Origin of the sequence: Pantanalinema rosaneae CENA516, from assembly GCF_050753385.1 — a bacterium.
Classification (GTDB): Bacteria; Cyanobacteriota; Cyanobacteriia; order Leptolyngbyales; family Leptolyngbyaceae; genus Pantanalinema; species Pantanalinema rosaneae.
Genome location: NZ_JBLZFZ010000091.1, coordinates 1 through 20,473, shown reverse-complemented (window position 1 = coordinate 20,473; position 20,473 = coordinate 1). Strand labels below are relative to the sequence as shown.

The 20,473-nt window shown below is 50.0% G+C and carries 16 protein-coding genes; 9 read left to right on the top strand and 7 right to left on the bottom strand.

The features are described 5' to 3' along the window. Positions 1–119: 119 nt before the first annotated feature. The 6 genes from ACN4EK_RS30200 to ACN4EK_RS30175 form a co-directional block, all read right to left on the bottom strand. Positions 120–2,483 (bottom strand): 3-hydroxyacyl-CoA dehydrogenase/enoyl-CoA hydratase family protein, encoded by a 2,364-nt coding sequence (locus tag ACN4EK_RS30200; RefSeq protein ID WP_431662151.1) that lies wholly within the window; start codon positions 2,481–2,483, stop codon positions 120–122. Positions 2,484–2,534: 51 nt separating this feature from the next. Continuing rightward, positions 2,535–4,616 (bottom strand): AMP-dependent synthetase/ligase, encoded by a 2,082-nt coding sequence (locus ACN4EK_RS30195; RefSeq protein ID WP_431662150.1) that lies wholly within the window; start codon positions 4,614–4,616, stop codon positions 2,535–2,537. A gap of 1,175 nt (positions 4,617–5,791) precedes the next feature. Further along, entirely contained in the window at positions 5,792–6,655 is an 864-nt protein-coding gene (locus ACN4EK_RS30190; RefSeq protein WP_431662149.1) for an alpha/beta hydrolase, read from the bottom strand. A gap of 286 nt (positions 6,656–6,941) precedes the next feature. Continuing rightward, positions 6,942–8,690 (bottom strand): alpha/beta hydrolase, encoded by a 1,749-nt coding sequence (locus ACN4EK_RS30185; protein WP_431662148.1) that lies wholly within the window; start codon positions 8,688–8,690, stop codon positions 6,942–6,944. Positions 8,691–8,798: 108 nt separating this feature from the next. After that, positions 8,799–9,431 (bottom strand): MarC family protein, encoded by a 633-nt coding sequence (locus ACN4EK_RS30180; RefSeq protein ID WP_431662147.1) that lies wholly within the window; start codon positions 9,429–9,431, stop codon positions 8,799–8,801. A gap of 117 nt (positions 9,432–9,548) precedes the next feature. Beyond that, complete coding sequence (locus tag ACN4EK_RS30175) at positions 9,549–12,383, bottom strand: efflux RND transporter permease subunit (protein WP_431662146.1); 2,835 nt, start codon at positions 12,381–12,383, stop codon at positions 9,549–9,551. A 90-nt stretch (positions 12,384–12,473) separates the two neighbouring features. On the opposite strand from ACN4EK_RS30175, the gene ACN4EK_RS30170 reads away from it, so the two are divergent. The 5 genes from ACN4EK_RS30170 to ACN4EK_RS30150 all read left to right on the top strand — a co-directional run bounded on the left by ACN4EK_RS30170 (position 12,474) and on the right by ACN4EK_RS30150 (position 17,392). Further along, a complete protein-coding gene (locus tag ACN4EK_RS30170; protein ID WP_431662145.1) occupies positions 12,474–13,154 on the top strand; it encodes a phosphorylase family protein in 681 nt (226 codons plus the stop codon). 85 nt (positions 13,155–13,239) lie between these two features. Further along, entirely contained in the window at positions 13,240–13,788 is a 549-nt protein-coding gene (locus ACN4EK_RS30165; RefSeq protein ID WP_431662144.1) for a hypothetical protein, read from the top strand. Continuing rightward, complete coding sequence (gene hpnA, locus ACN4EK_RS30160; RefSeq protein WP_431662143.1) at positions 13,742–14,785, top strand: hopanoid-associated sugar epimerase; 1,044 nt, start codon at positions 13,742–13,744, stop codon at positions 14,783–14,785. Before ACN4EK_RS30165 ends, hpnA begins: the two co-directional genes overlap by 47 nt. Positions 14,786–14,809: 24 nt before the next feature. Then, on the top strand, positions 14,810–15,832 hold the full coding sequence (gene hpnH / locus ACN4EK_RS30155) for an adenosyl-hopene transferase HpnH (protein WP_431662142.1): 1,023 nt from the start codon (positions 14,810–14,812) through the stop codon (positions 15,830–15,832). Between the two features lie 132 nt (positions 15,833–15,964). Then, positions 15,965–17,392 carry a sensor histidine kinase gene (locus ACN4EK_RS30150; RefSeq protein WP_431662141.1) on the top strand — a complete coding sequence of 476 codons (1,428 nt, stop codon included), beginning with the start codon at positions 15,965–15,967 and terminating at the stop codon, positions 17,390–17,392. Positions 17,393–17,418: 26 nt separating this feature from the next. Here ACN4EK_RS30150 and ACN4EK_RS30145 read toward each other — a convergent pair whose 3' ends face one another. Then, the gene (locus ACN4EK_RS30145; RefSeq protein ID WP_431662140.1) at positions 17,419–17,850 is read right to left on the bottom strand and encodes a hypothetical protein; all 432 of its coding nucleotides are present in this window, start codon (positions 17,848–17,850) and stop codon (positions 17,419–17,421) included. 201 nt (positions 17,851–18,051) lie between these two features. On the opposite strand from ACN4EK_RS30145, the gene ACN4EK_RS30140 reads away from it, so the two are divergent. The 4 genes from ACN4EK_RS30140 to ACN4EK_RS30125 form a co-directional block, all read left to right on the top strand. Further along, positions 18,052–18,909: a TPM domain-containing protein gene (locus ACN4EK_RS30140; protein ID WP_431662139.1), complete on the top strand. Its 858-nt coding sequence runs from the start codon at positions 18,052–18,054 to the stop codon at positions 18,907–18,909. Between the two features lie 503 nt (positions 18,910–19,412). Further along, on the top strand, positions 19,413–19,805 hold the full coding sequence (locus ACN4EK_RS30135; protein WP_431662138.1) for a hypothetical protein: 393 nt from the start codon (positions 19,413–19,415) through the stop codon (positions 19,803–19,805). Continuing rightward, positions 19,798–20,250: a hypothetical protein gene (locus tag ACN4EK_RS30130; protein WP_431662137.1), complete on the top strand. Its 453-nt coding sequence runs from the start codon at positions 19,798–19,800 to the stop codon at positions 20,248–20,250. The genes ACN4EK_RS30135 and ACN4EK_RS30130 overlap by 8 nt, the downstream gene beginning before the upstream one ends. After that, positions 20,247–20,473: hypothetical protein (locus ACN4EK_RS30125; RefSeq protein WP_431662136.1), on the top strand; the 227-nt coding region annotated here is incomplete at its 3' end. The genes ACN4EK_RS30130 and ACN4EK_RS30125, both read left to right, overlap by 4 nt.

Genomic DNA, 20,473 nt, shown 5'->3' with positions numbered 1-20,473 from the left:
AGATGTGTATAAGAGACAGGGGTGAGGTGGGTGAGGAAGGTGGGGAAGAAGTTATCTGCTTTTCTATCTCCCTTGTCTCCCTCATCGTCCCTATCCCCCCATCTCCCCTCATCTCCCCATCAATTCCGCAATGGCTTCTTCGTCTTCAGCATGTGTAGAATCCGTTCCTGGGTCTTGGGACTGTCTACTAAAGGCAAGAAGTTATCGCGCTCCAGTCCCAGGATGTAATCGTCATCCACAGAGGCGGGTGCGGTTAGATCGCCACCTGTGAGGACGTAGGCTAAGCGATTAGCCAGGGAGCGATCGTAGTCACTAATGTAGCCCCCTTGATGCATCACGTATGCCATCAGTTCTAAAGCGGCTCTGGCGGGTTGACCGAGAACCGGAATGGGATTGTGAGGTGGCGGGGTGTAGCCCAAGTGATCGAGGCAGATCACGGCTTGTTTGGCGGCATAGAGGCGACGATCGGGATTCATCACGATTTTGGTCGTCGGGGGTAGGAAACCGAGTTCGATGCCCTCCTGAGCGCTATTGGAAACTTTGGCCGTACCGATCGTTTCAAATACTTTCTTCAGGAACGGCAGCATATCGCCTGGGGTGTCGCTGACGGCGCGATTGCCAATCCATCGTGCCATCCGCATCAAGCCACCCCCAGCGGGAATCAGACCGACACTGAGTTCGACCAAACCGATGTAGGTTTCGGCATCCGCGACCACATGGGGGCAAGCCATCGCTAACTCGCAACCACCGCCTAACGCCCGTCCGTGAACAGCCGCGACGATCGGTTTGTGGAAGTAATAAATGCGTTGGACTAGGGTTTGGACTTTAGTCAGTAATTCAGCGATAACTTTGTGGGAGCGATTAAACGGATTCAGGTTTTCCAGTTGCACAATCTTGCCCACTTCCGCCAAATTAATCCCGACACAGAAATTGTCACCTTCATTGCCAATTACCATGCCGCAATAATCATGGGTTTCTAACCAATCCATTACCTCCAGTAATCCATCCACAACTTTGATGCTGAGGGTATTGGCTTTGGAACGAAATTCATACAGCACCACGCCGTCACCCAGATCTAACAAAGCGGCTTCTGAGTTGTGCCAGAGAACGGATTTAGGATTGGCTTTAATGTCAGCTAAATGAATTTCGTCGGTAGCGGTAGCTAATGGAACAAAATATTCACCAGGAGCATAGGCACTCCCATTCTCTTGATAGAATCCAGTTGTGCCTTCCTGCCGCATTTGGTCAATCCAGGCGGGAATAGTTAATCCGGCTTTACGCAGGTCGGTTAAAACAGTGTCGAAGCCGAGAGCATCCCAGATTTCAAAGGGACCCAGTTCCCAACCGAAGCCCCAACGCATGGCTTGATCGATATCAACGGGACGATCGGCGATTTCAGGAATACGGTTGGCACTGTAGGCTAAGGTTGCCAGAATCGCATGTCGGAAAAATTCGCCTGCCCGTCCTTTGTGGTGATACAGCTTTTGCAAGCGTTCTGCCAGGTTGGGTAGCTTAGCGATGCCATCGATGTTGCCAAGATTCAAGGGTTTTGCAGATTCATAGGCAAAGGTTTGGGGATTCAACGATCGAATCTCGCCATCTACTTTCTTGTAAAAGCCCTGTCCTGCTTTACTACCGAGTGATCCGGTTTCTACCAGTTTGTGGAGTAAGTCGGGTACTTTGAACATATCGCGATCGGCATCATGCGTGACTGCCGTATGTAAGTGGTCTGAGACATACAGCAGCGTATCCAGACCGACTAAATCTGCCATGCGAAATGTGCCGGACTTGGGACGACCGATCAGAGTTCCGGTTAAGGTGTCGATTTCCTCAATCGAATAGCCCTGTTCTGTCAACCCTTTCAGACCTAGCATGGCTACAAACATGCCAATTCGATTGGCGATGAAGTTAGGGGTATCTTTGGCAATCACGATCCCCTTCCCTAAGTACATCCGTCCGAACCACTGCATGTGCTGGATGACCTGGGGATCGGTGTCTGGGGTCGGGATGAGTTCTAATAGTTTCAGATAACGGGGAGGATTGAAGAAATGGGTGCCCAAAAATCGTTGCCGGAAGGATTTAGAACGCCCTTCTGCGATCGCAGCAATGGATAAACCACTGGTATTGGTGGAAATGACGGTTTCTTTGCGGACTGTTTTTTCTAGCCGCTCCATTAATTGTTGTTTGATGGTCAAATTTTCCACAACGGCTTCAATTACCCAGTCAACGTCAGCTAAGCGATCGAAATGTTCTTTATAGTTACCTAAAATTACGCGTTGAGCCGTTTTTTCGGTAAAGAAAATCGGTGGCGATTGCTTCACAGCCTTCTTAAATGCCCCTTCCACTAAGGCATTTTTATCGCCTGATTGAGCCGGTAGATCTAATAAATGTACCGTCAGTCCAGCGTTTGCCAGGTGAGCCGCAATCTGAGCGCCCATTACCCCAGCACCTAACACAGCAGCAGTTTGAAACGGTTTAAACATGATTGGTGTCCTCAAAATGCAGCAAGTAGTGATCTGCGATCGAATGGTCAATTAGTAATGCATTAAAGATTTGGCGTAGATCGGGCAGGATGAGACTGAGACAACAGGGCAGACAATTACGGCAGCAGCAACGCTATTTGTCTCGCCAAGGTGTGACTCGCTATCATGTTCATACAGAGCCGCAATTTCTGCCGCAAACCTCTCCAAGACCTGTCCCCGATTCACACTGCCATCGGGATGTAATAGTCCGTTGGCGATCGTGAAGTCAGCCACAATTAAGCGAAACTTCCTCACCGTTGACCAGTACGGTAAATGGCAATTGGCTTGCTCAATTAAGTGGTGGTAGCGAGCTTGAATACAGGGGTGTTGGAGCCATGCTGTCAGGCTGAGATCAATGCCGAGATGGAGTGCTTCTTGTTGGAGTAATTCCAGATCGGGTACAATCAACATGCCACAGAATTTGTGATTGGCTCCCACGGCGATCGCATGAGTCACTAAGGGGGATTGCGTTAACTCCTGTTCCAATGGCAATGGGGAAACATATTTTCCGGTCGATAGCTTGAACAACGATTTTTTTACGCCGATAATTTTGAGGAAACCATCGGTGGTGATTTCGCCCAAATCCCCGGTATGTAACCAACCATCGGCATTCAACACCTGCTGAGTCGCCTCTGGATCCCGATAGTAACCCTGCATCACAAACGGCGATTTCACCAGGATTTCGCCATCTGCCGCGATCGCAAGCTCGACTCCCGGAATCGGTAAACCAACTGTCCCAGCCTGATTATAATTCCCCCGGTTGTAGCATAAGACAGCACTGGTTTCTGTTAAGCCATAGCCTTGTAATACGGGAATTCCGGCGGCTGAAAACACATTGGCAATCTCTGGACGTAACGCTGCACCCCCACAGATTAAAGCTTTCATGCGAGTGCCAAACACCGATCGCCATTTGGCAAACACTAAGCGATCGGCGAGGTGAAGTCGGAGCTTAAATAACTGAGAAATCGGTTGACCAATTTGATAGCGATGGGCTAATTTCACTGCCCAATCATAGGCTGTGCGATCGAACTTTGTCAGCCGTTGCCCCTGTTCTAGAAACCGTTCATAAACCTTTTCTAGCAGGCGAGGAACTGTAATCAAAATGGTTGGATTAACGAGTTTCAGATGCTTGACGATATGGTTCGGATCAGAGAAATAAATACTGTGACCATAAGCGATATGTCCATAGAGAAACGCCCGCGCGAAAATATGCGTCAACGGGAGAAAGATTAGTGCAACTTCCTGTGCGCCTGTGCCGAGATTGGGATAACTGCTAAATGCTGCCAGAATATCCGCCGCAATGTTTTCGTGAGTGAGCATCACCCCTTTCGGCCGCTTGGTTTCACTGGCAATATAGAGAATGGTTGCCAGATCACTGGGAGCGATCGCGTGTCGTAATGCTTGTAAGCGTTCAACTGACCAATCTTCCCGACCTTGTTGTCGCACTTCATCCAGAGAGACTAGTTGCAGCGATCGGGGTAGCGGAGCAATCTCATGGGAATGATCAGGATGTCCTTCTCCTAGTAAATGAGGGACTTGTAAGCACTCCTCTAAGCTACATTCAGCAACTTCTTGAGTTTGCGCTTTTCCCCGCATTACCTCTGCCCGTAGCGACTCCCAATCGCTTGGCACTTCAGCCACAATGATGCTTTCTAATGTGGTAGCTGTATCGAGATAGGGCATCACTTGATACAGTAGATCAAGGTTAGAGATGACTAGCGCTCTAGCGGCGGTATGTTGCAGGATAAACAGAATGTTTTCAATGGTTTGGGTTAGGTCGATCGGGACATTAACCAGCCCCGCTAACAAGCAACCCATATCAGCGAGACAGAAAGCGATATCACTGTGCATCACTAACGCCACGCGATCGCCCCGATGGAGGTTTAAGGCAAGCAATCCTAAGGCGATTTCCGATGCTGATTGGCGAAAATCAGTGTTGGAAACAGCTTGCCAACGGCGTTTGTGCCATTGATTAAATGCCTGCTCATTGGGAGAACGATCGCAGGCTTGATCGAGTAGATCTGGCAATGTTTGACCCAGAGTGAGGCTACCAGAATCAGGTGGAGCACGATAAATAGTCGATGTACTAGCCATAGCCGTTAAGAGTAATCAATCACACGTCAGTTAGAGCTGATGTGAGAACTATAAGGAGGGCTGTAACTAACACTAGAAATATTCAAAGAATTGCTGCCGAACGGTAGCAACAGATTAGGAGAAGAGCGGATTTAAGATGAATATTTCTTGTGTGAGTTGATCAGGTGAGAGTGCTAACTTACCCTTGACCAAGAGTTAGCCCGGGCAAAAGGTAAATTGTCACAGAGGAAAATCCCTGCGATCAAGAAATTGGGTTTGCCAGCAATCCTTCAGCGTGGATGAATCAGATCAGAGGGGTAAAATATCACCCAAATGGGTTAGGTTTTACCTATCGATCGGGATTGCTAATGGTTGCTTGATTGAGGCATTTAGGGGTGTGTGCCTATGGGAAAGCTGCTTTAGAAACTAACTATAAATTGATCTACCTTGATCGATTTTTTTGACTCTAAAGCACTACCATCTCAAGCAATTTGAACCTGGAGCTATTTAGTTTTAGGAAGAAGTTGTCACCGGCTCTAGAAAAGATCGAAGCCTTAAAATCAACCTCAAAGTATTAATTGAGTTTTCACTTAGTATAGCTTTTTACTTTTTGAGTTGCCGGAAAATGACATGTATCGTAAACAAGTTTTGTAAATAATCTGAATTCAGCCCCTGAATAATGCCTGTAACCGTAGTCATCCAACTTGAGGCTGAGAAAAGAAGTTCAAAGTATTAAAGTTTATTTGAATTAGTTTACACAAGTCTATATTCTATGTCGCAGAATAATTTAGACTCAGGTTAATAATTTGCAATCGACGATCGTTGGAGAATACTATTAGCCACTTGGCATAACTGGGTAGCGATGCTGTTTAGAATTCAAACTTAGCAATAGATTTGATCTAATCAGTGAGGATTGCAGATTTATTAAGGTGTGATTTTGCGTAGGAGCGTGACATACCCTTTGGGAAGCAGGCTACGCTAAAAAGTCCTTACTATTAACCAGAAATCTCTGCCAAATAACGCGCCTGTACAGAAAAGTGCGGAGTTATTTAGTTTCCATTTCTAAATATAGGTATAGATTTAGTAAACGTACTTTTAGAGCAACCCATTTCTTAGTTTAAAATGAGTAAGGGCATAGTCATGTTACGCCCTTTAACCAAGCATTTCTATTGCTGAATTACGGTGACAGGTCACTATCAATTCCGTAATGTACAGAGCGTTAATTCTCCTTTGATATGTCGATCGAGCCAATTACTAATGTCTGCTGCTACTTGCTCGGCATAGATATCATTATGTAAATCATGGTAGGCATTGGGATATTCTCGATATTCTTTATCCGCGATCGGCAGTTGCTCAAATAACAATTGACTACTGGCGGGTAAAGCCACTGGATCGGCACTGCCATGCAGAATTAACATAGGGATTTGTAAATTGGCAATGTGCGATCGCAGATACCGCACCGTTTGCAAAAACTCGGTCACTAATCGCGCCGTTCCCTTCGTATGCCGTAATGGATCATTCTGATAGGCTGCCACCACAGCCGCATCCTGGGAGCCAGCATTTTGCGGAATGCCCGTATTCAGCGTAAAACGGGGTAACACCTGGGACAACAACTGACCGATCGCGAGCCGAATCGGTGACACTCCCACCGGACCGATCGCTGGAGCCATGGCAATTACCCCCATCAGGGTTTCTGGATGACGCAACGCATAGTCCAGTACGATCACCGCTCCTAAACTATGTCCCAACACAAAGCCGGGTAACGTGGGATGCTGACTGGTGACCAGTTGCCAAAAGCTACTAAAATCGGCGCGAAACTCTGACCAGGCATTAATGTAGCCCCGTTGTCCCGGTGATCGACCATGTCCCCGCAAATCCACACTATAGACCGCATAACCGCGCGGCACTAAGTAATTGACCAGATTACTAAATAGACCGCTATGACTGCCCAACCCCGGTACGATGCCTAACACAGCCTGAGGTTCTCCCAGGGGTAGCCAGCGTTGATAATACAAAGCTAAACCATCCTGACCTGTAAATGTACCTGCGTCATGCTGCATAGTATGTCTCCGGTAATTAATTTAACCAACTAATGCCATCAAAAAACTTACGATTCAGAATGAAGCTAGGATGCCGTATTTCACTCAATTTTTCTCTAGCTTCAACTAATCTTGATGGACTGCTAAGGAGATTTCCAGGAAAATTTTTACCTTTGTACGGACAAACGACCGTTCGCCCCTACCAAAAATTGCTAATTGTCCGGTAATTTCTATTCTGGAAATCTCCTCAATAGTCTTACAGCCGTTCTCAAATGAATGCACCACACTTGTCAATTCGGACAGCCCCCTAAATCCCCCAATTCTGGGGGACTTTGGCTCCTGTTCCCCCCAAAATTGGGGGGCTAGGGGGGCGAAAACTGCCGTAAGCCACCTCGATATTGGCGATCGCGTCCCCTTCTGAGACGAATAACGGTGCTTGCAAACCCTGACTAGAGGCTTGACTAATCAACCACAAATCAAATGGGGAACGACTTAAATAGGCGGTGTAATGCGGATTTAAATAGGAGAGTGTCTCTGTTTGTTGGGTCAGATGTCCCTGGAAAAACGCGATACTGAGCGCTTTAATGTAGCTTTCAAAGGGGGGAACTCCTCGTTTGGTTGTCGGAGGAGAGACTTTTACCTGTAAATCAAGTGTGCGGCTGAGTCGCTGCATATCACAGACATGGGATTTGCCCTGCATTAACGCTAAATAATGCGTTGGGGTGGTTAACCATTGAAAAAATCGCAACTGTTCCAATGCCAAGGGCGCGATCGTATCCTGGCTCCCTGCGATTAGCATGACAGGTACTTGAATGTTTTGGATGCCGACTTGCCCAAATACTTCACTGCCGACCGCATCCAGTGACAGAATTGCTTGTACGCGATCGTCGCGCAGGTGATACAGTTGCCGGGGCAATCCTAACGCCTGACATTGCAGTAACAAGGAAAGATTGGTGTCACTTCCTGGCGTTAATCCGCAAGCCAGTTCCAGCTTATCAAACTGAATATCCGCTCCCGCCAGGGCAAACGCCGTATAGGCTCCGAAGGAGTATCCCATTACCCCTACGGCAGTCAGATTTAATTTGCCCTGAAACTGATCTAGATTACGGCGCTCTAAATCATCCAATAGATCGCGAATGTCTAACGGGCGATCGATAAATTCACCTAACTGAAACACTTCTGTCGCTTCACCCGTGAGCATCCGACGTACCTGTTCTGTATCACTGCCGGTATGCCAGGGAGCGGCAACCAGATAGCCATAAGACGCGAGATGTCTCGCATAAGGTTCCAGATCCTCGGGATTGGAGGCTAACCCGTGGGACTGAATCACGACCGGAATTGATCCAGTGGGTAACGGATCAGGATAGTAACAAACGACTTGCAACGATCGTGGAACTCCAGATGATGCCGTATGGCGGGGCGAGCGCTTGACGACGATAGTAGATTGCTGCACTGTAAAAGATCCCGCTTGGCGTAGATCCGGGAGAGTGGCAAAATCGATCGCCGGGGTTCCCCTGGCTTCTTGCAGAGATAGTTCTCGAATCGTCGCGATCGTGGCTTCGGTTTCCTGCAACAACCATTCCACCCGTTTAGCGGTAAACAGCAATTGATCCAGGTTGATCTGTTGGGTATCGGGAAATCGCCGTAGAAAACTGAGTAACGACAAGCCCTCTGGATCGCTTGCCATCTGCACGATCAACTCTTGCAGATGGTGGATCTGATCACGATCGTCCAATGGCTGTAAGAACCGACCAAACCATGCCAGTAATTGTTCTCCCATTGAGGTATGGAAGAAGTGTCGCAGTTGTGCCGGGTTTAACTCTAATCGCGTTTGGAGAATCCGCCGACAGCGAGAGCGCTGCGCTTCATCGGCATCTCTTAAATAGAGTTCACAAACTTTATTGGCAATATAAGGGATTTTTTGGAGTTCTAAGAATCCTCGCGTCCAGCGAATAATTTGTAGAACCAGTGCTTTAAACTGGTGCAGTGTGGCTCGTTTAGAGGCGGTGTTAGCTGGAGCCGACGGACGATCGGGCGGAGAGTTGGTATGAGCCATAGCAGACCTGTACAGACGAACAACTCAGGGTTGCCCGCTCTCTCCTAGTTCCATCATGACTTAGAAAAGAAAACTATGAGCCATCTGCAATGATTAGTAATTTGCCCGTCACGATAATTTATGCATGGCTTCTTGCAACAACATTACGGTGCCATCTGTGACAAACTGCACCGCGATCGCCAGTACCAAAAATCCTAAAATGCGATTAAACGCATCGATCGTCGATTTGCCCAGGTGATCCATTAACGAATCTCCCAACGTCAGGCACAGGTATAGACTGATTCCCAGGAAGCCAATACCCAACAAACAACCCAGGTAATCGAGCCAACCTGTGGCTTTGGATGCCATGCCCATGACCACCCCGATCGCCCCTGGCCCACTAATTAACGGCACTGCCATTGGCGTAAAGGAAATATCTTCGCGATCGCACAACGGTTTACGGTGGCGTGGATGAGCCGGAGCGGTTGCCTTTTCCCAAGCCACCCTGGCGATCAATAAGCCCCCTGCGATCCGCAATACGCCCAGCGACAGGTGAAAGAAGTCCAGAATTAAGCGTCCCGCAACTAGAAAGGTAGCCAGTACCAGAATCACGTTGATCGCCGTATGACGGGCTTGATGCAGTCGGTAGGAGCGACTATCTACCTCCGTCAGGGCATGGAATACGGGAACGGCACCAATCGGATTCGCGATCGGCAAAAGGGCGAGAAATGTCGCGATCGCTTGAAACCAAAGCTCATGCATAACCAACTGAAACACAGGATATCAAACATCTGCATCGTAAAAATCCTGCCAATAATTAAAATGCGCGAGTTTACCTGAGTTTTGGACATGAACTAAAGTAAATCAGTAAAACCACCACTACAATGCTTTGCGGGAGCGCGATCGCAAATCATCCAGTAACGCATATAGCACCGGGACAACCACCAAACTTAGTAAGGTCGAGGTAGTTAACCCGCCAATGATGGCGATCGCCATGGGTGCCCGGAGTTCGGCTCCGGCTCCCAATCCCAACGCGATCGGGAGCATCCCTAACATGGTTGATGCGGTTGTCATTAAAATCGGTCGGAGGCGTACTGGGCCAGCTTGCAGAATTGCCTCTGTCCGAGACATGCCAGCCTGACGCAATTGGTTAATGTAATCCACTAAGAGAATGGCACTTTTATCCGTCAGTCCCAGCAGGAAGATAATGCCAATCACGGAGATCATGCCGAAATCACTTTGGGTGATGAGTAAGGCAAAGATGGCTCCAATGATCGACAATGGCAGGGCAATGATGATCACCAGTGGATCCGTCCAACCGCGAAACAGCAACATTAGCACGATCAAGACGCTGAGTACGGATAAGCTCAGGGTCGCGCCAAAACTACCAAAGACTTCTCCGGCGCGGGCAGAATCTCCGCCTAAATCCAATGTCACACCCGCTGGTTTGATCTCATTGGCAATTGCCACCACTTGATTCGTGGCATCACCTAACGCCAGATCTCCGGTTAAATTGGCACTGATATAAGCCACCCGCCGGGAATTCAGCCGCGTAATTTCCCCCACTTTCCCCTCGCGATTGGCAGTCCCCGTTGCAGTGACATCGGCAAATCCGGGTAGGGTAGCGACCCGCTCCTGAATTTTGGCGGCGGTTTGACTTAAGATCACAGGATTATCGCCAATCAGCGCCACCTGAAGCGGTTTTTCTCCACCCGTATCCACAAACTGGATATCTTCCACACTGGTGGTGACATCCGGAATGGTGGGCAATTGCTGCCGAATCTGCTCCTGTACCTCGGTCGTATGCAGGCTGCGATCGGGGTTTAATCGGACATACAACGTGCCTTGATTCGGTTGTTGGCGAGTACCCACAACGGTAAAAACGGATTGCACCTCGGGTGACTTTTGAATTGCCGATTCTAATTGCTTAGCTACATCCAATGAGTCATTTAAAGGATTAGCGATCGGAAATTTTCCGGCAGCGATTGCGGCTGGATCAATGCCAGGGGGTAAGCCTGGGGGAAGCCCACCTTGACCATTACCATCGGGTGGCGTGGCTCCGGGGGGGACTGGCGACGTGGGGGGAACGGCTCCCGGTGGTACCTGATCCGGGGCTTCAGTGGGTAGCCCTGCCCCTGGAGGCATCATTGGCAGTTGGGGAAGGGGAGCAGTATAGGTGACATTGAATTCCCCGCGATCGAGTTTGGGAATAAAGCCCTGGGGTAACAACGGAATCATGGCGATGCCCAGCACTAAAACGAGTATGGCAATTCCCATGACCAGCCAGCGATGCTGCAATGACCAGGCAAGTAAGCGGGAGTAAAGCCGGGAGAACCTGCCTAACTGTACTGTCTCAGCTTGGGGTTCCTGGTGAGTTTGGTTCGTCTGCGTGTTCCGTGGTTTGAGCCAATAAGCGGCGAGGATGGGTGATAGAGTCCGGGCGACCAGCAGCGAAATTAGCACAGCAGCAGATACCACAATGCCAAAGGGTTTGAAGAATTGCCCCACGACATTGCCCATAAAGGCTACGGGCAGAAATACCGCCGCGATCGTGATCGTAGCTGCCGCGACCGTTAAACCAATTTCATCCGTGGCAGTGATGGCGGCTTGCCGAGGAGGTTCACCGTTTTCGATATGCCGGGAAATATTTTCGACATCGACGATCGCGTCATCGACAATAATCCCAATTACCAATGCCAATGCCAGCAGCGTAATGGTTTCTAGATTCAGTCCCAAAACTGCCATGACGATGGCTGTGCCTAAAAGCGAGGTGGGAATTGCCAGGGCGGAAATTAAGGTGGCTTTCCAGTTCCAGAGGAAGGGATAAATCACAATTACCGATAACAGAATCGCCACTAATAGGGCTTCGATCGTTGCGTGGGTGGCTTCGTTAATATAATCGGCTTGGGTGGCGGCTTGGGTCAGTTGCAAGTTGGGTAAGGTCGGCTGTAATCGGGCGATCGTTTGCTCAACCTGCCTCACGACTTCCAGGGTATTGGCATCACTTTGTTTCACCACTTCGATCGCCAGCGCATCCTGTCCATTGAACCGAACGGCGGAAGTTCCGGCGGCTTGAATTACCTGTTCACCATCACTTTGCTCGGTGGCTGGAGGCAGGGGCTGCACCTTGGCATTCGCCGGAACTCCTAGTAGCGTGGCTTTCAGCACTCCCGGTAACTGGGCAATTTCCGGCAACAGTTTAGACTGAACGGTTGTCGTCAGTGTGGCTAAAGAGTTTTGTTGACTGGTGACAGCGTAGCTGACCACTGCCGATTCATTCAAATTGATCGGAATAATCTCATAACTGGAGTTATCAGGTAACGTCACTTGCTGTAAGGTCGCTTCCACCCGATCGCGCGATCGCTCCAGATTACTGCCGACACTAAACGCCAAACTAATTACGGCTCGACCCGGATAGGTGGTAGACCTTACCGTTTCTAAACCCTGTGGGTCTAGGGATCGCAGTTGGCGTTCGATCGGTTGCGTGACGTTCGCTTCCATGCCCGACGCATTCGTAATCGGGGCTGTAGCATTGACTACCACCACCGGGAACGTCACATCGGGGAAGAGGGCATATTTGAGCGAACTAAATGCCAGCAGTCCAGCGATCGAGACAGCAATCCAAAAGCCCAGAGTCAGCCAGGGATAGCGGAGTGCCCATCGAGAAATATTCAAACGTTCGCGCATAGATGCAGATCGCGGCGGCGTTGTCATACTCCAAACCTTGCCCAAGTCAAACGATAATAGACATCCTACCCTTCCATCTGTCGATATTCAGATCGTAAATCGGACTAATTCCGGGATATGCCTAACCTGCCAGTGATTTTGGTGCCCCAGGGGGCAGAGTATCAAGCGGTTTGTCGCGGTTTAAAGGCGGCGGCGATGACTGCTGTAACCGTCTTACCCATTCCTGCCTGCCCGGCTCCGGTGATGCGTCATTTGCAAGCACTGGTGCAATCGGGACAGTTGACCGCCGATCGCCCGGTGGTGGTGGTGGGCCTCTGTGGGAGTTTGACTCCGACCTTAACCGTAGGGGATGTTGTGTTGTATCGAGACTGTTTAGCGGGTGATGCGGCTACCCTCACCCAGCGATCGCTGGATGCCGCGTTATCCGATCGCTATTTTCGTCCCAACATGATCCAAGTCCGGGGGTATACCAGCGATCGCGTAATTTGCCTGCCAGCCGCAAAACAGCAATTAGGACAGCAGTATGGCGCTGAGGTGGTTGATATGGAAGGAGCCGCCATCTTGCAGGTGCTGCCTCCGGCTGGAATTGCGGTGGTCATGATCCGGGTGGTGAGTGACGATTGCCACCATGATTTGCCGAATTTAGCCGGGGTCTATGATGCGAATGGCTCACTCCGATCGGGGGTAATGGCGGTGAAAATGATCCAACAGCCGATCGCTAGTTGGTATTTAATTCGAGGTGCTTTACGGGGATTAGCCGTCTTACAAACTACGATCGCCCAATTATTTGCCGCTTAAAACTGGAACATCACCTGGTCGAATCACGGTCAAGGCATTACAGGCTATGCCACTATCAAACGTAGATTGTTCGGATTTCATTGCTATGCGTATTTCATTCGTGCCTGCGATCGCCCTGACCCTGTTAATGCAAGCTGGTATGCAGCTACCTGCTACGGTGGCTAAACGTCCGGTGTTGAATCAGCCACCGCAAACGATCGAAAAATATTTCGGTAAATATTGGAGCCGGAAAACCGAGCGGCTGCCGGGGGGGATTAATCAAATCACCTACACCTATCCAGTCCAACCGTTGCGTCGTCTGTTTCCCGAAACGTCGGACTTGAAATTTTCGGTAGTGTTCGTCAATAATCGGGCGCGGGAGATTGCCGTGGTGTCCCCGAATGCACAGATTACTAAATATGCCGATCGCATGGATCAATTGTTTGCCTATGTCTTTGGTGCGCCGCCGTCTAAGACCAGTCCAGTCTACAAAAAAGACTTAACGGATACCTCGGTGATGACCGGCAGTTTGCAGGCACGTACTCTCTGTCTAGAGAATGGCATAGCGACCAGTTATGAGTGGCACAGTGTCCCGGAAGCCACGCTCTATGGCAAATTTGTGGTGGACGATCGTTGTTTGTTCCCGGTTAAATAAATCAATGCGGGTATTTGTCACAGGTGGAACGGGGTTTGTTGGAGCCAATCTGATTCGACTGCTGTTGCAACAGGGCTATGAAGTGCGGGCATTAGTGCGTCCGCAAAGCCAACGGGGTAACTTAGCGGATCTCGATCTGGAAATCGTCAATGGGGATTTGAATGATCCCAATTTGTCCCAGCACATCCGGGGGTGTCAGATCTGTTTCCATGTGGCGGCACTTTATTCCCTCTGGCAAGCCGATCGCGACCTACTCTATCAGCACAATGTTTTAGGTACTCGGAATCTGCTGGCGGCGGCGCGGCAAGCGGGTGTGGAACGGACGGTTTACACCAGTTCCGTGGCGGCGATCGGGGTGAAAGGGGATGGCATTCCGGCGGATGAAACCTACCAGAGTCCGGTGGAAAAGCTGATTGGGCATTACAAACAATCGAAATATTGGGCAGAACAGGAGGCGCTCAAAGCGGCGCGATCGGGTCAAGAGGTGGTGATCGTGAATCCCAGTAGCCCGATCGGGGCATGGGATATCAAACCAACTCCCACCGGAGACATTATTCTGCGATTCCTGCGGCGACAGATGCCCGTTTATATGAATACCGGCTTGAACTTTATTCATGTGCAGGATGTGGCTTGGGGGCATTTACAGGCTCTAGAGCGGGGACAATCCGGCGATCGCTATATCCTGGGCAACCAGAATCTCTCCTTAAAACAACTGCTGGATCATCTGGAACAGATTACAGGGATGCCAGCGCCCCAGCGATCGATCCCAGCTTGGATTCCCCTCAGTGTCGCCTGGGTAGAAGAACGATTGTTATCACCGCTTGGCAAAACTCCCTCGGTGCCACTCGACGGGGTGAAGATGGCACGGCAGACGATGTACTACAATCCGACCAAAGCGGTGACGGAATTAGGCTTGCCGCAAACCCCGATCGCCACTGCTTTAAAAGATGCCGTAGATTGGTTTGTAGCCCACGGCTACGTCGGAGAACACAGTTAACGCGAGGAGAGAACGGAACAAACGATGGCAATTCATTTACAACAAGCGATCGAAGTGGGCAAATATATCGTCGCCCAACGGTTGAAAGGTCGGAAACGGTATCCCTTAGTCCTGATGCTGGAACCACTGTTTCGGTGTAACCTCGCCTGTACGGGTTGTGGCAAGATCCAACATCCAGTAGACATTCTCAAACAAAACCTCACCCCCGAACAATGCTTTGCGGCAGTGGAGGAATGTGGTGCCCCGGTCGTGTCGATTCCCGGTGGCGAACCGTTGTTGCATCCTCAAATTGAGCAAATTGTCCAGGGGTTGATCGATCGCAAAAAGTTTATCTACCTCTGTACGAATGGGTTGTTGCTGGAAAAGAGTTTAGATAAGTTCCAGCCCTCACCCTATCTGACGTTTAGTGTTCACTTGGATGGCTTGCAGGAGTTGCACGATCGCTGTGTCGATCGTAAAGGGGTATTTGACACTGCCGTCAATGCCATCAAAGCCGCTAAAGCCAGAGGATTTCGGGTGACGACGAATACCACCGTGTTTGAAGGCACTGATCCGCAGGAAATGCAGGAGTTTTTTGATTTCCTCAGTACCTTAAATATCGATGGCATGATGATTTCGCCCGGTTACAGCTATGAATGGGCACCGGATCAAGACCATTTTTTGAAGCGGGAACAAACCAAAACCCTATTCCGGGAAATCCTGGCTCCCTACACCGCCGGACAGAAATCCTGGAACTTTAACCACAACCCGTTGTTTCTGGATTTCCTTACCGGGGAGAAGGACTACGAGTGTACGCCGTGGGGCAGTCCCAGTTACAGCGTATTGGGCTGGCAAAAACCCTGTTATCTGCTGAACGAGGGCTACTATTCCAGCTATCAAGAACTGTTAGAACAGACGGATTGGAGCCAGTACGGTCGAGCGAGTGGTAATCCTAAATGTGCCGATTGTATGGTGCATTGTGGCTATGAGCCGACGGCAGCAACGGATGCCATGGAACCCCAAAATATGATGCGGGCACTTGGCAGTGTGTTTAGCTTCAGTCGCTAATTTGAGGTACTAAAAATTACCTTCAGAGAAAATTGTCGGTTAGAACCAGTGAGGATCTGGGCAGTCTGATCAAAAGAGTGTATTGCCTTGCGTCCTCACGGCGTTTTAGCCTGATATTCTGGAGTTTTTGCGTTGTCCAGTCAGTCTACTTCTCAACACCGTCGCCATCTACCCATGCTCCCAACCTTATCTGAGGGGAGCCTGTTGGCTCTGCATCTTGAATCTACGCTCCGAGATCTACCACTGCACCACTTTCAAGCGGATTTGAACTGCCTGGGAACGGAATTGGCGGCAATTTTTGAGCAATATCCGTTATTGCCAGGAGCGGTGCTGACCGATCGCGGGCAGTTTGTCGGGATGATTTCGCGCAAACGCTTTTTGGAATATCTGATCCGTCCCCATGGCATCGATATTTTCCTGCGAGAACCCCTGCGGGTGTTATATAGCTATGCCCGAAGCGAACTCTTGTTGCTGCCTGGTGATACACCGATTCTGGTTGCTGCCCAACAGGCACTACGCCGATCGCCAGAACTCCGGGAAGAACCGATCGTCGTGCAAGTGGAGCAGTCCTATCAGATGCTCGACATTCATGAACTGAATATTGCTTACTGGCAAATTCGGGGGATTGAAACGCAGGTGCGCTACGAACGGACGCAGGCACAGATGATCCAGAGTGATAAGATGGCAAACTTAGGGCGACTGGTGGATGGCGTTGCCCACGAAATTTTGGATCCAGTTAGTTTTATCTGGGGGAATCTCAGTCACGTTGCTGCCTATACCGAAGATTTGTTGAAACTGATTGCCGCCTACGATCGCTGGCAACCCAAGTTACCCCAAGACATTCTCGATTTACAGGCAGACCTGGAGATTGATTACCTACGGGAAGATTTACCACGCACGATCGAAAGTATTCGGACGGGAGCCGAGCGGTTATCGAAACTGGCAACCAGTCTGCAAAACTTTTGCCATATCGATGAGGTCTATCCCAAACCCGCCGATTTACACGTCTACCTGGATGGCATTTTGTTGCTGCTGAAGAGTCGGCTGAGTAGCGAGATTCAGGTGATCAAAAACTATGGACACCTGCCGCCGGTTTCGTGTTACCCAGGACAATTGAATCAGGTGTTCATGAATATCCTCAGTCACGCGGTCGATGCCTTGCTGAATCAAGCCGTCAGCCAACAATTGCACTTAGACTTCCGATCTGATCAAGCGGTGCAATCCCCAACGATCCCGACCTTTACACCGACGATCGAAATTACCACCCAGGTACGCACGATCACCACGATGGATGGAGGCAATTCTCGCTGGGTGTCGATCTGCATTATGCACAATGGGTCTAGCCTGTCTGCCGCCGCCCAAAAGGAGATTCTGGAATCCTTCTCAGTCAAGAAACGAGCCGAAAAGGAAACCAGTCTAGGCGTAAGCTATCAAATTGTTACAGCCAAACATGGGGGCAAATTTGAAGTCCGGGCACACAACCTACCCACGGCAGATGGCACGATCGACCTGGAAACCAGTAGTGGAATTGAATTTGAAATTCTCTTACCGCTGCTATGAGTCTGGTACCAAGCGGGTACAACGCTCTACTCATCCAGGTTGGATGGCGGAGACGAATCATGATGATCCGTAGACTTGCCATGCAAAAGTTTATCCCAGGCGGTTTTGGCGGCTTCCGATAAGCGAGTGCCAAAGGATTCCATTTCCTGGACGACCGAAGTCCAGTTTTTCTCAGCCTCCTGCTGAATGTGCTGGAAGGAATGTTCAATTCGATCGCGGTCAATTAACTTATCGTTTTCGATCGCTTCCCGCGCTTGGCGAACCGCGTTTAAGTAAGCATCACGGGTTAAATCACCCGCCGACTGGATTTCTGACTGTGCCCGTTTTTTAATCGCATCAATCAAGGCTTGGGTTTCGTGCTTCACATCGTCATTCCGCTCCGGTGGTTTTGGTTCAACCAACGCATCCGTGGGACTGGGAACAATGGCAGACGTCTCGTGGGTTGGTTCAGTCGTCATAACTCCCCCTGCTTCAGATCTGTACATGCCGACACGCCTACACTATAGCGCAGGCTCATTTGGGGGACACGATCGCTGGGCTACCCAACGATCGCAAGTGATTGACGGTGACACCGGGACGTTCTTAAATTAGATTAAGGTAAACAAGTGTAAAGAACAGATTAATAATTAATCCTTTCAACCTGTTAGGTCAACCGTCTCATGGTTATCTCTCCCGCTTTTGTGACACGACGATCGCTGAAATATGCCGCCCTGAAGGGGGCTACCTGCCTGCTGGCTGGAGTGCTGGCACTGGCAATCTGGTTAAATCCGTTGGGGATTCTGCCCGGTGGTACTGCTGCCTATGCCTATAACAATCCAGAGTTGTTGCCGGATGTGCAAACTCCGGTGATTGATCTGGCAAAAGCCTTAACCGATGAGCAGGAAAGTACCCTTGCCCAAAATCTCGAAACTTTTGAGCAAGAAACGGGCTGGAAATTGCGAGTGTTAACTCAGTTCGATCGCACACCGGGAGCCGCCGTCAAAGACTATTGGGGATTGGACGACCACAGTGTACTCCTGGTTGCCGACCCACGGGGGGGGAATCTGCTGAACTTCAGTGTGGGAGATGACCTCTATCCCCTGATGCCGCGCACCTTTTGGATTGAGTTGCAAACCCGATTTGGCAATCAGTTCTTTGTCCGCGAAAATGGCGAGGATCAAGCGATTCTCCATGCCTTAAGTTCAATTCAGTCCTGCATCCAGCAAGGGGGCTGTCGGGTGGTGCCGGGTCTACCTAGAGAGCAATGGATTCTGACGCTAATTACCTCGATCGTCGGCGGTGTCATCTGTGGGTTTGCCGCCCATCCCCGCAAAGAAGGTCAGGTGTTTGCTTGGCAGTGGGCATTAATTTTCTCGCCACTCTGGGGAATTTTGTTTATTGCCTTCGGGATTGCGCCGGTGATCACCCGCACCAGCGATTGGTTGCCCTTATTCCGCAACGTATCTGGCTTCATGATTGGCGCACTGGTGGCGTTTCTGTCCCCAACGTTTAATCGATCGACGACTTCGGAAACCTAATCTGAAAGGATGTTTTAAAAGTATCAAAGTGATTGCACTTGCCCCCTTTTCTGGTATGCCCGTAGGGCTTTAATCCCCCAATTCTGGGGGACTTTGAATCCAGTTCCCCCCAGAATATAGCCTGACGGCATCGTAGAAAGGGGGGCTAGGGGGGCGGTTCAGGTAACGATTTTGACTTTTCAAACACCCTCTGAATCCGCGATCGGTCAAGCTGGCGCAAGTAAAACTTAGAACTGAATTAACCCATCTGTCGCCCCTGGTTGAGGGCAATGGCAGGTGGGTTAATTTGTATGGCTTCCATCATTTGAGGACTACTCACCCACCCATCGGTTACATGCAAATCCATGTAAATCCATGCAAAAAAAATTTCGCCATTTTTTCTGGAATGGTATATAGTACAGTTGTACTAAAAAATAACGTAGTATAAATACTACAAAATTTCCCTTCACTTTATATCCATCTCATATCCCACCCCACCCTGACAAGTGCAGAGGAGTTCGCCTATGAACCGCCGTCCCCCCAAACGAAGTAGTGTGAGATATATGCTGGCTGGTGGGTCAGCTATTGCTGCGGTTGGTTTGCTGGTTGATCCCAGCCACCTACTCCCTAACCCCGCCCCTGCTAAAGACCTGTGTCAAGAGATAGTACAGCCGACAGCAGCACTATCGCGGCAACAACTATCTGCCCTGCTGGCTGTGCCAGAGCGTTCCCCCAAGGCCAATCTGAAACAGGTGATCAATCAACCCTATTGCAAACTGCCTACCTTACAGGTGCGATCGGGAGCCAATGCCCAACGGGAAGCGTATCCTTTGGCGTTTGATCCGCAAACCTGGTTTATTGTGCTGTACGAGGGGGATGAGTATGTCGGTTATTCGTTCAGCTTCCGTCATGACTAGAGCCTGGAAACTCAGTTCGGGGTTGCTCTCTAGCCTATTCCTCTCCAGTTGCCAATTGAATAGCCAGTCTCCGGCGGCGATTTCGGTGCAAGTGTACCAGCAATGGGAATTGCAACCCGGTGACAAAATTGCTGGCTATCGCGTAGTCGGTGGTTTAGGCGACATCTCGATCGCTTTAAATGGGCAGTCGGTTTACGCCCCGTTTTATGGACAGACCCAACGGGATGAACGCCAATGTGTGTTTTTCTCCAGCCCAGATGTGCCTGCCTATTTGTTTCGCTTCTGTGGGCTTGATCACCCGCGTCTGGGCAATGTCAGCCAGGGGGAGCCAATGGGGAAAGCCACGATCGTCCAGTTCGCTACCCTGCGGAAACAGCCGAATGGCACCTGGGCGATCGTGGAACCGAGTAAACGCATTCTAGAACGCACCCTGAAACCATCATGAGATCTGCTGTGCCTCCCCCCTCTATGCTTGCCCTTAGCCTCCTGACCCTGGCGGTTGGTAGCACTGCCAAACCCGCTTACGCGGACGATGCGATCGTCTCCTTCGCCCCTCCCAGCAATCCCACAGCCTCTAATTCCAGCCCTCCTCCTGTCCCGACTGCCTCCTCTCCCCTTAACTTCGCCCCCTCTCCCTCCCCTTCTCTATCTGTCTCTTATACACATCT

Bases quoted from the DNA above. Each gene is read 5' to 3' on its own strand.
- ACN4EK_RS30135 (WP_431662138.1), top strand. From the start codon at position 19,413: ATGAACCGCCGTCCCCCCAAACGAAGTAGTGTGAGATATATGCTGGCT.
- ACN4EK_RS30195 (WP_431662150.1), bottom strand. From the start codon at position 4,616: ATGGCTAGTACATCGACTATTTATCGTGCTCCACCTGATTCTGGTAGC.
- ACN4EK_RS30200 (WP_431662151.1), bottom strand. From the start codon at position 2,483: ATGTTTAAACCGTTTCAAACTGCTGCTGTGTTAGGTGCTGGGGTAATG.
- ACN4EK_RS30185 (WP_431662148.1), bottom strand. From the start codon at position 8,690: ATGGCTCATACCAACTCTCCGCCCGATCGTCCGTCGGCTCCAGCTAAC.
- hpnH (WP_431662142.1), top strand. From the start codon at position 14,810: ATGGCAATTCATTTACAACAAGCGATCGAAGTGGGCAAATATATCGTC.
- ACN4EK_RS30130 (WP_431662137.1), top strand. From the start codon at position 19,798: ATGACTAGAGCCTGGAAACTCAGTTCGGGGTTGCTCTCTAGCCTATTC.
- ACN4EK_RS30140 (WP_431662139.1), top strand. From the start codon at position 18,052: ATGGTTATCTCTCCCGCTTTTGTGACACGACGATCGCTGAAATATGCC.
- ACN4EK_RS30180 (WP_431662147.1), bottom strand. From the start codon at position 9,431: ATGCATGAGCTTTGGTTTCAAGCGATCGCGACATTTCTCGCCCTTTTG.
- ACN4EK_RS30165 (WP_431662144.1), top strand. From the start codon at position 13,240: ATGCGTATTTCATTCGTGCCTGCGATCGCCCTGACCCTGTTAATGCAA.
- ACN4EK_RS30190 (WP_431662149.1), bottom strand. From the start codon at position 6,655: ATGCAGCATGACGCAGGTACATTTACAGGTCAGGATGGTTTAGCTTTG.
- ACN4EK_RS30170 (WP_431662145.1), top strand. From the start codon at position 12,474: ATGCCTAACCTGCCAGTGATTTTGGTGCCCCAGGGGGCAGAGTATCAA.
- ACN4EK_RS30145 (WP_431662140.1), bottom strand. From the start codon at position 17,850: ATGACGACTGAACCAACCCACGAGACGTCTGCCATTGTTCCCAGTCCC.
- hpnA (WP_431662143.1), top strand. From the start codon at position 13,742: ATGGCAAATTTGTGGTGGACGATCGTTGTTTGTTCCCGGTTAAATAAA.
- ACN4EK_RS30175 (WP_431662146.1), bottom strand. From the start codon at position 12,383: ATGACAACGCCGCCGCGATCTGCATCTATGCGCGAACGTTTGAATATT.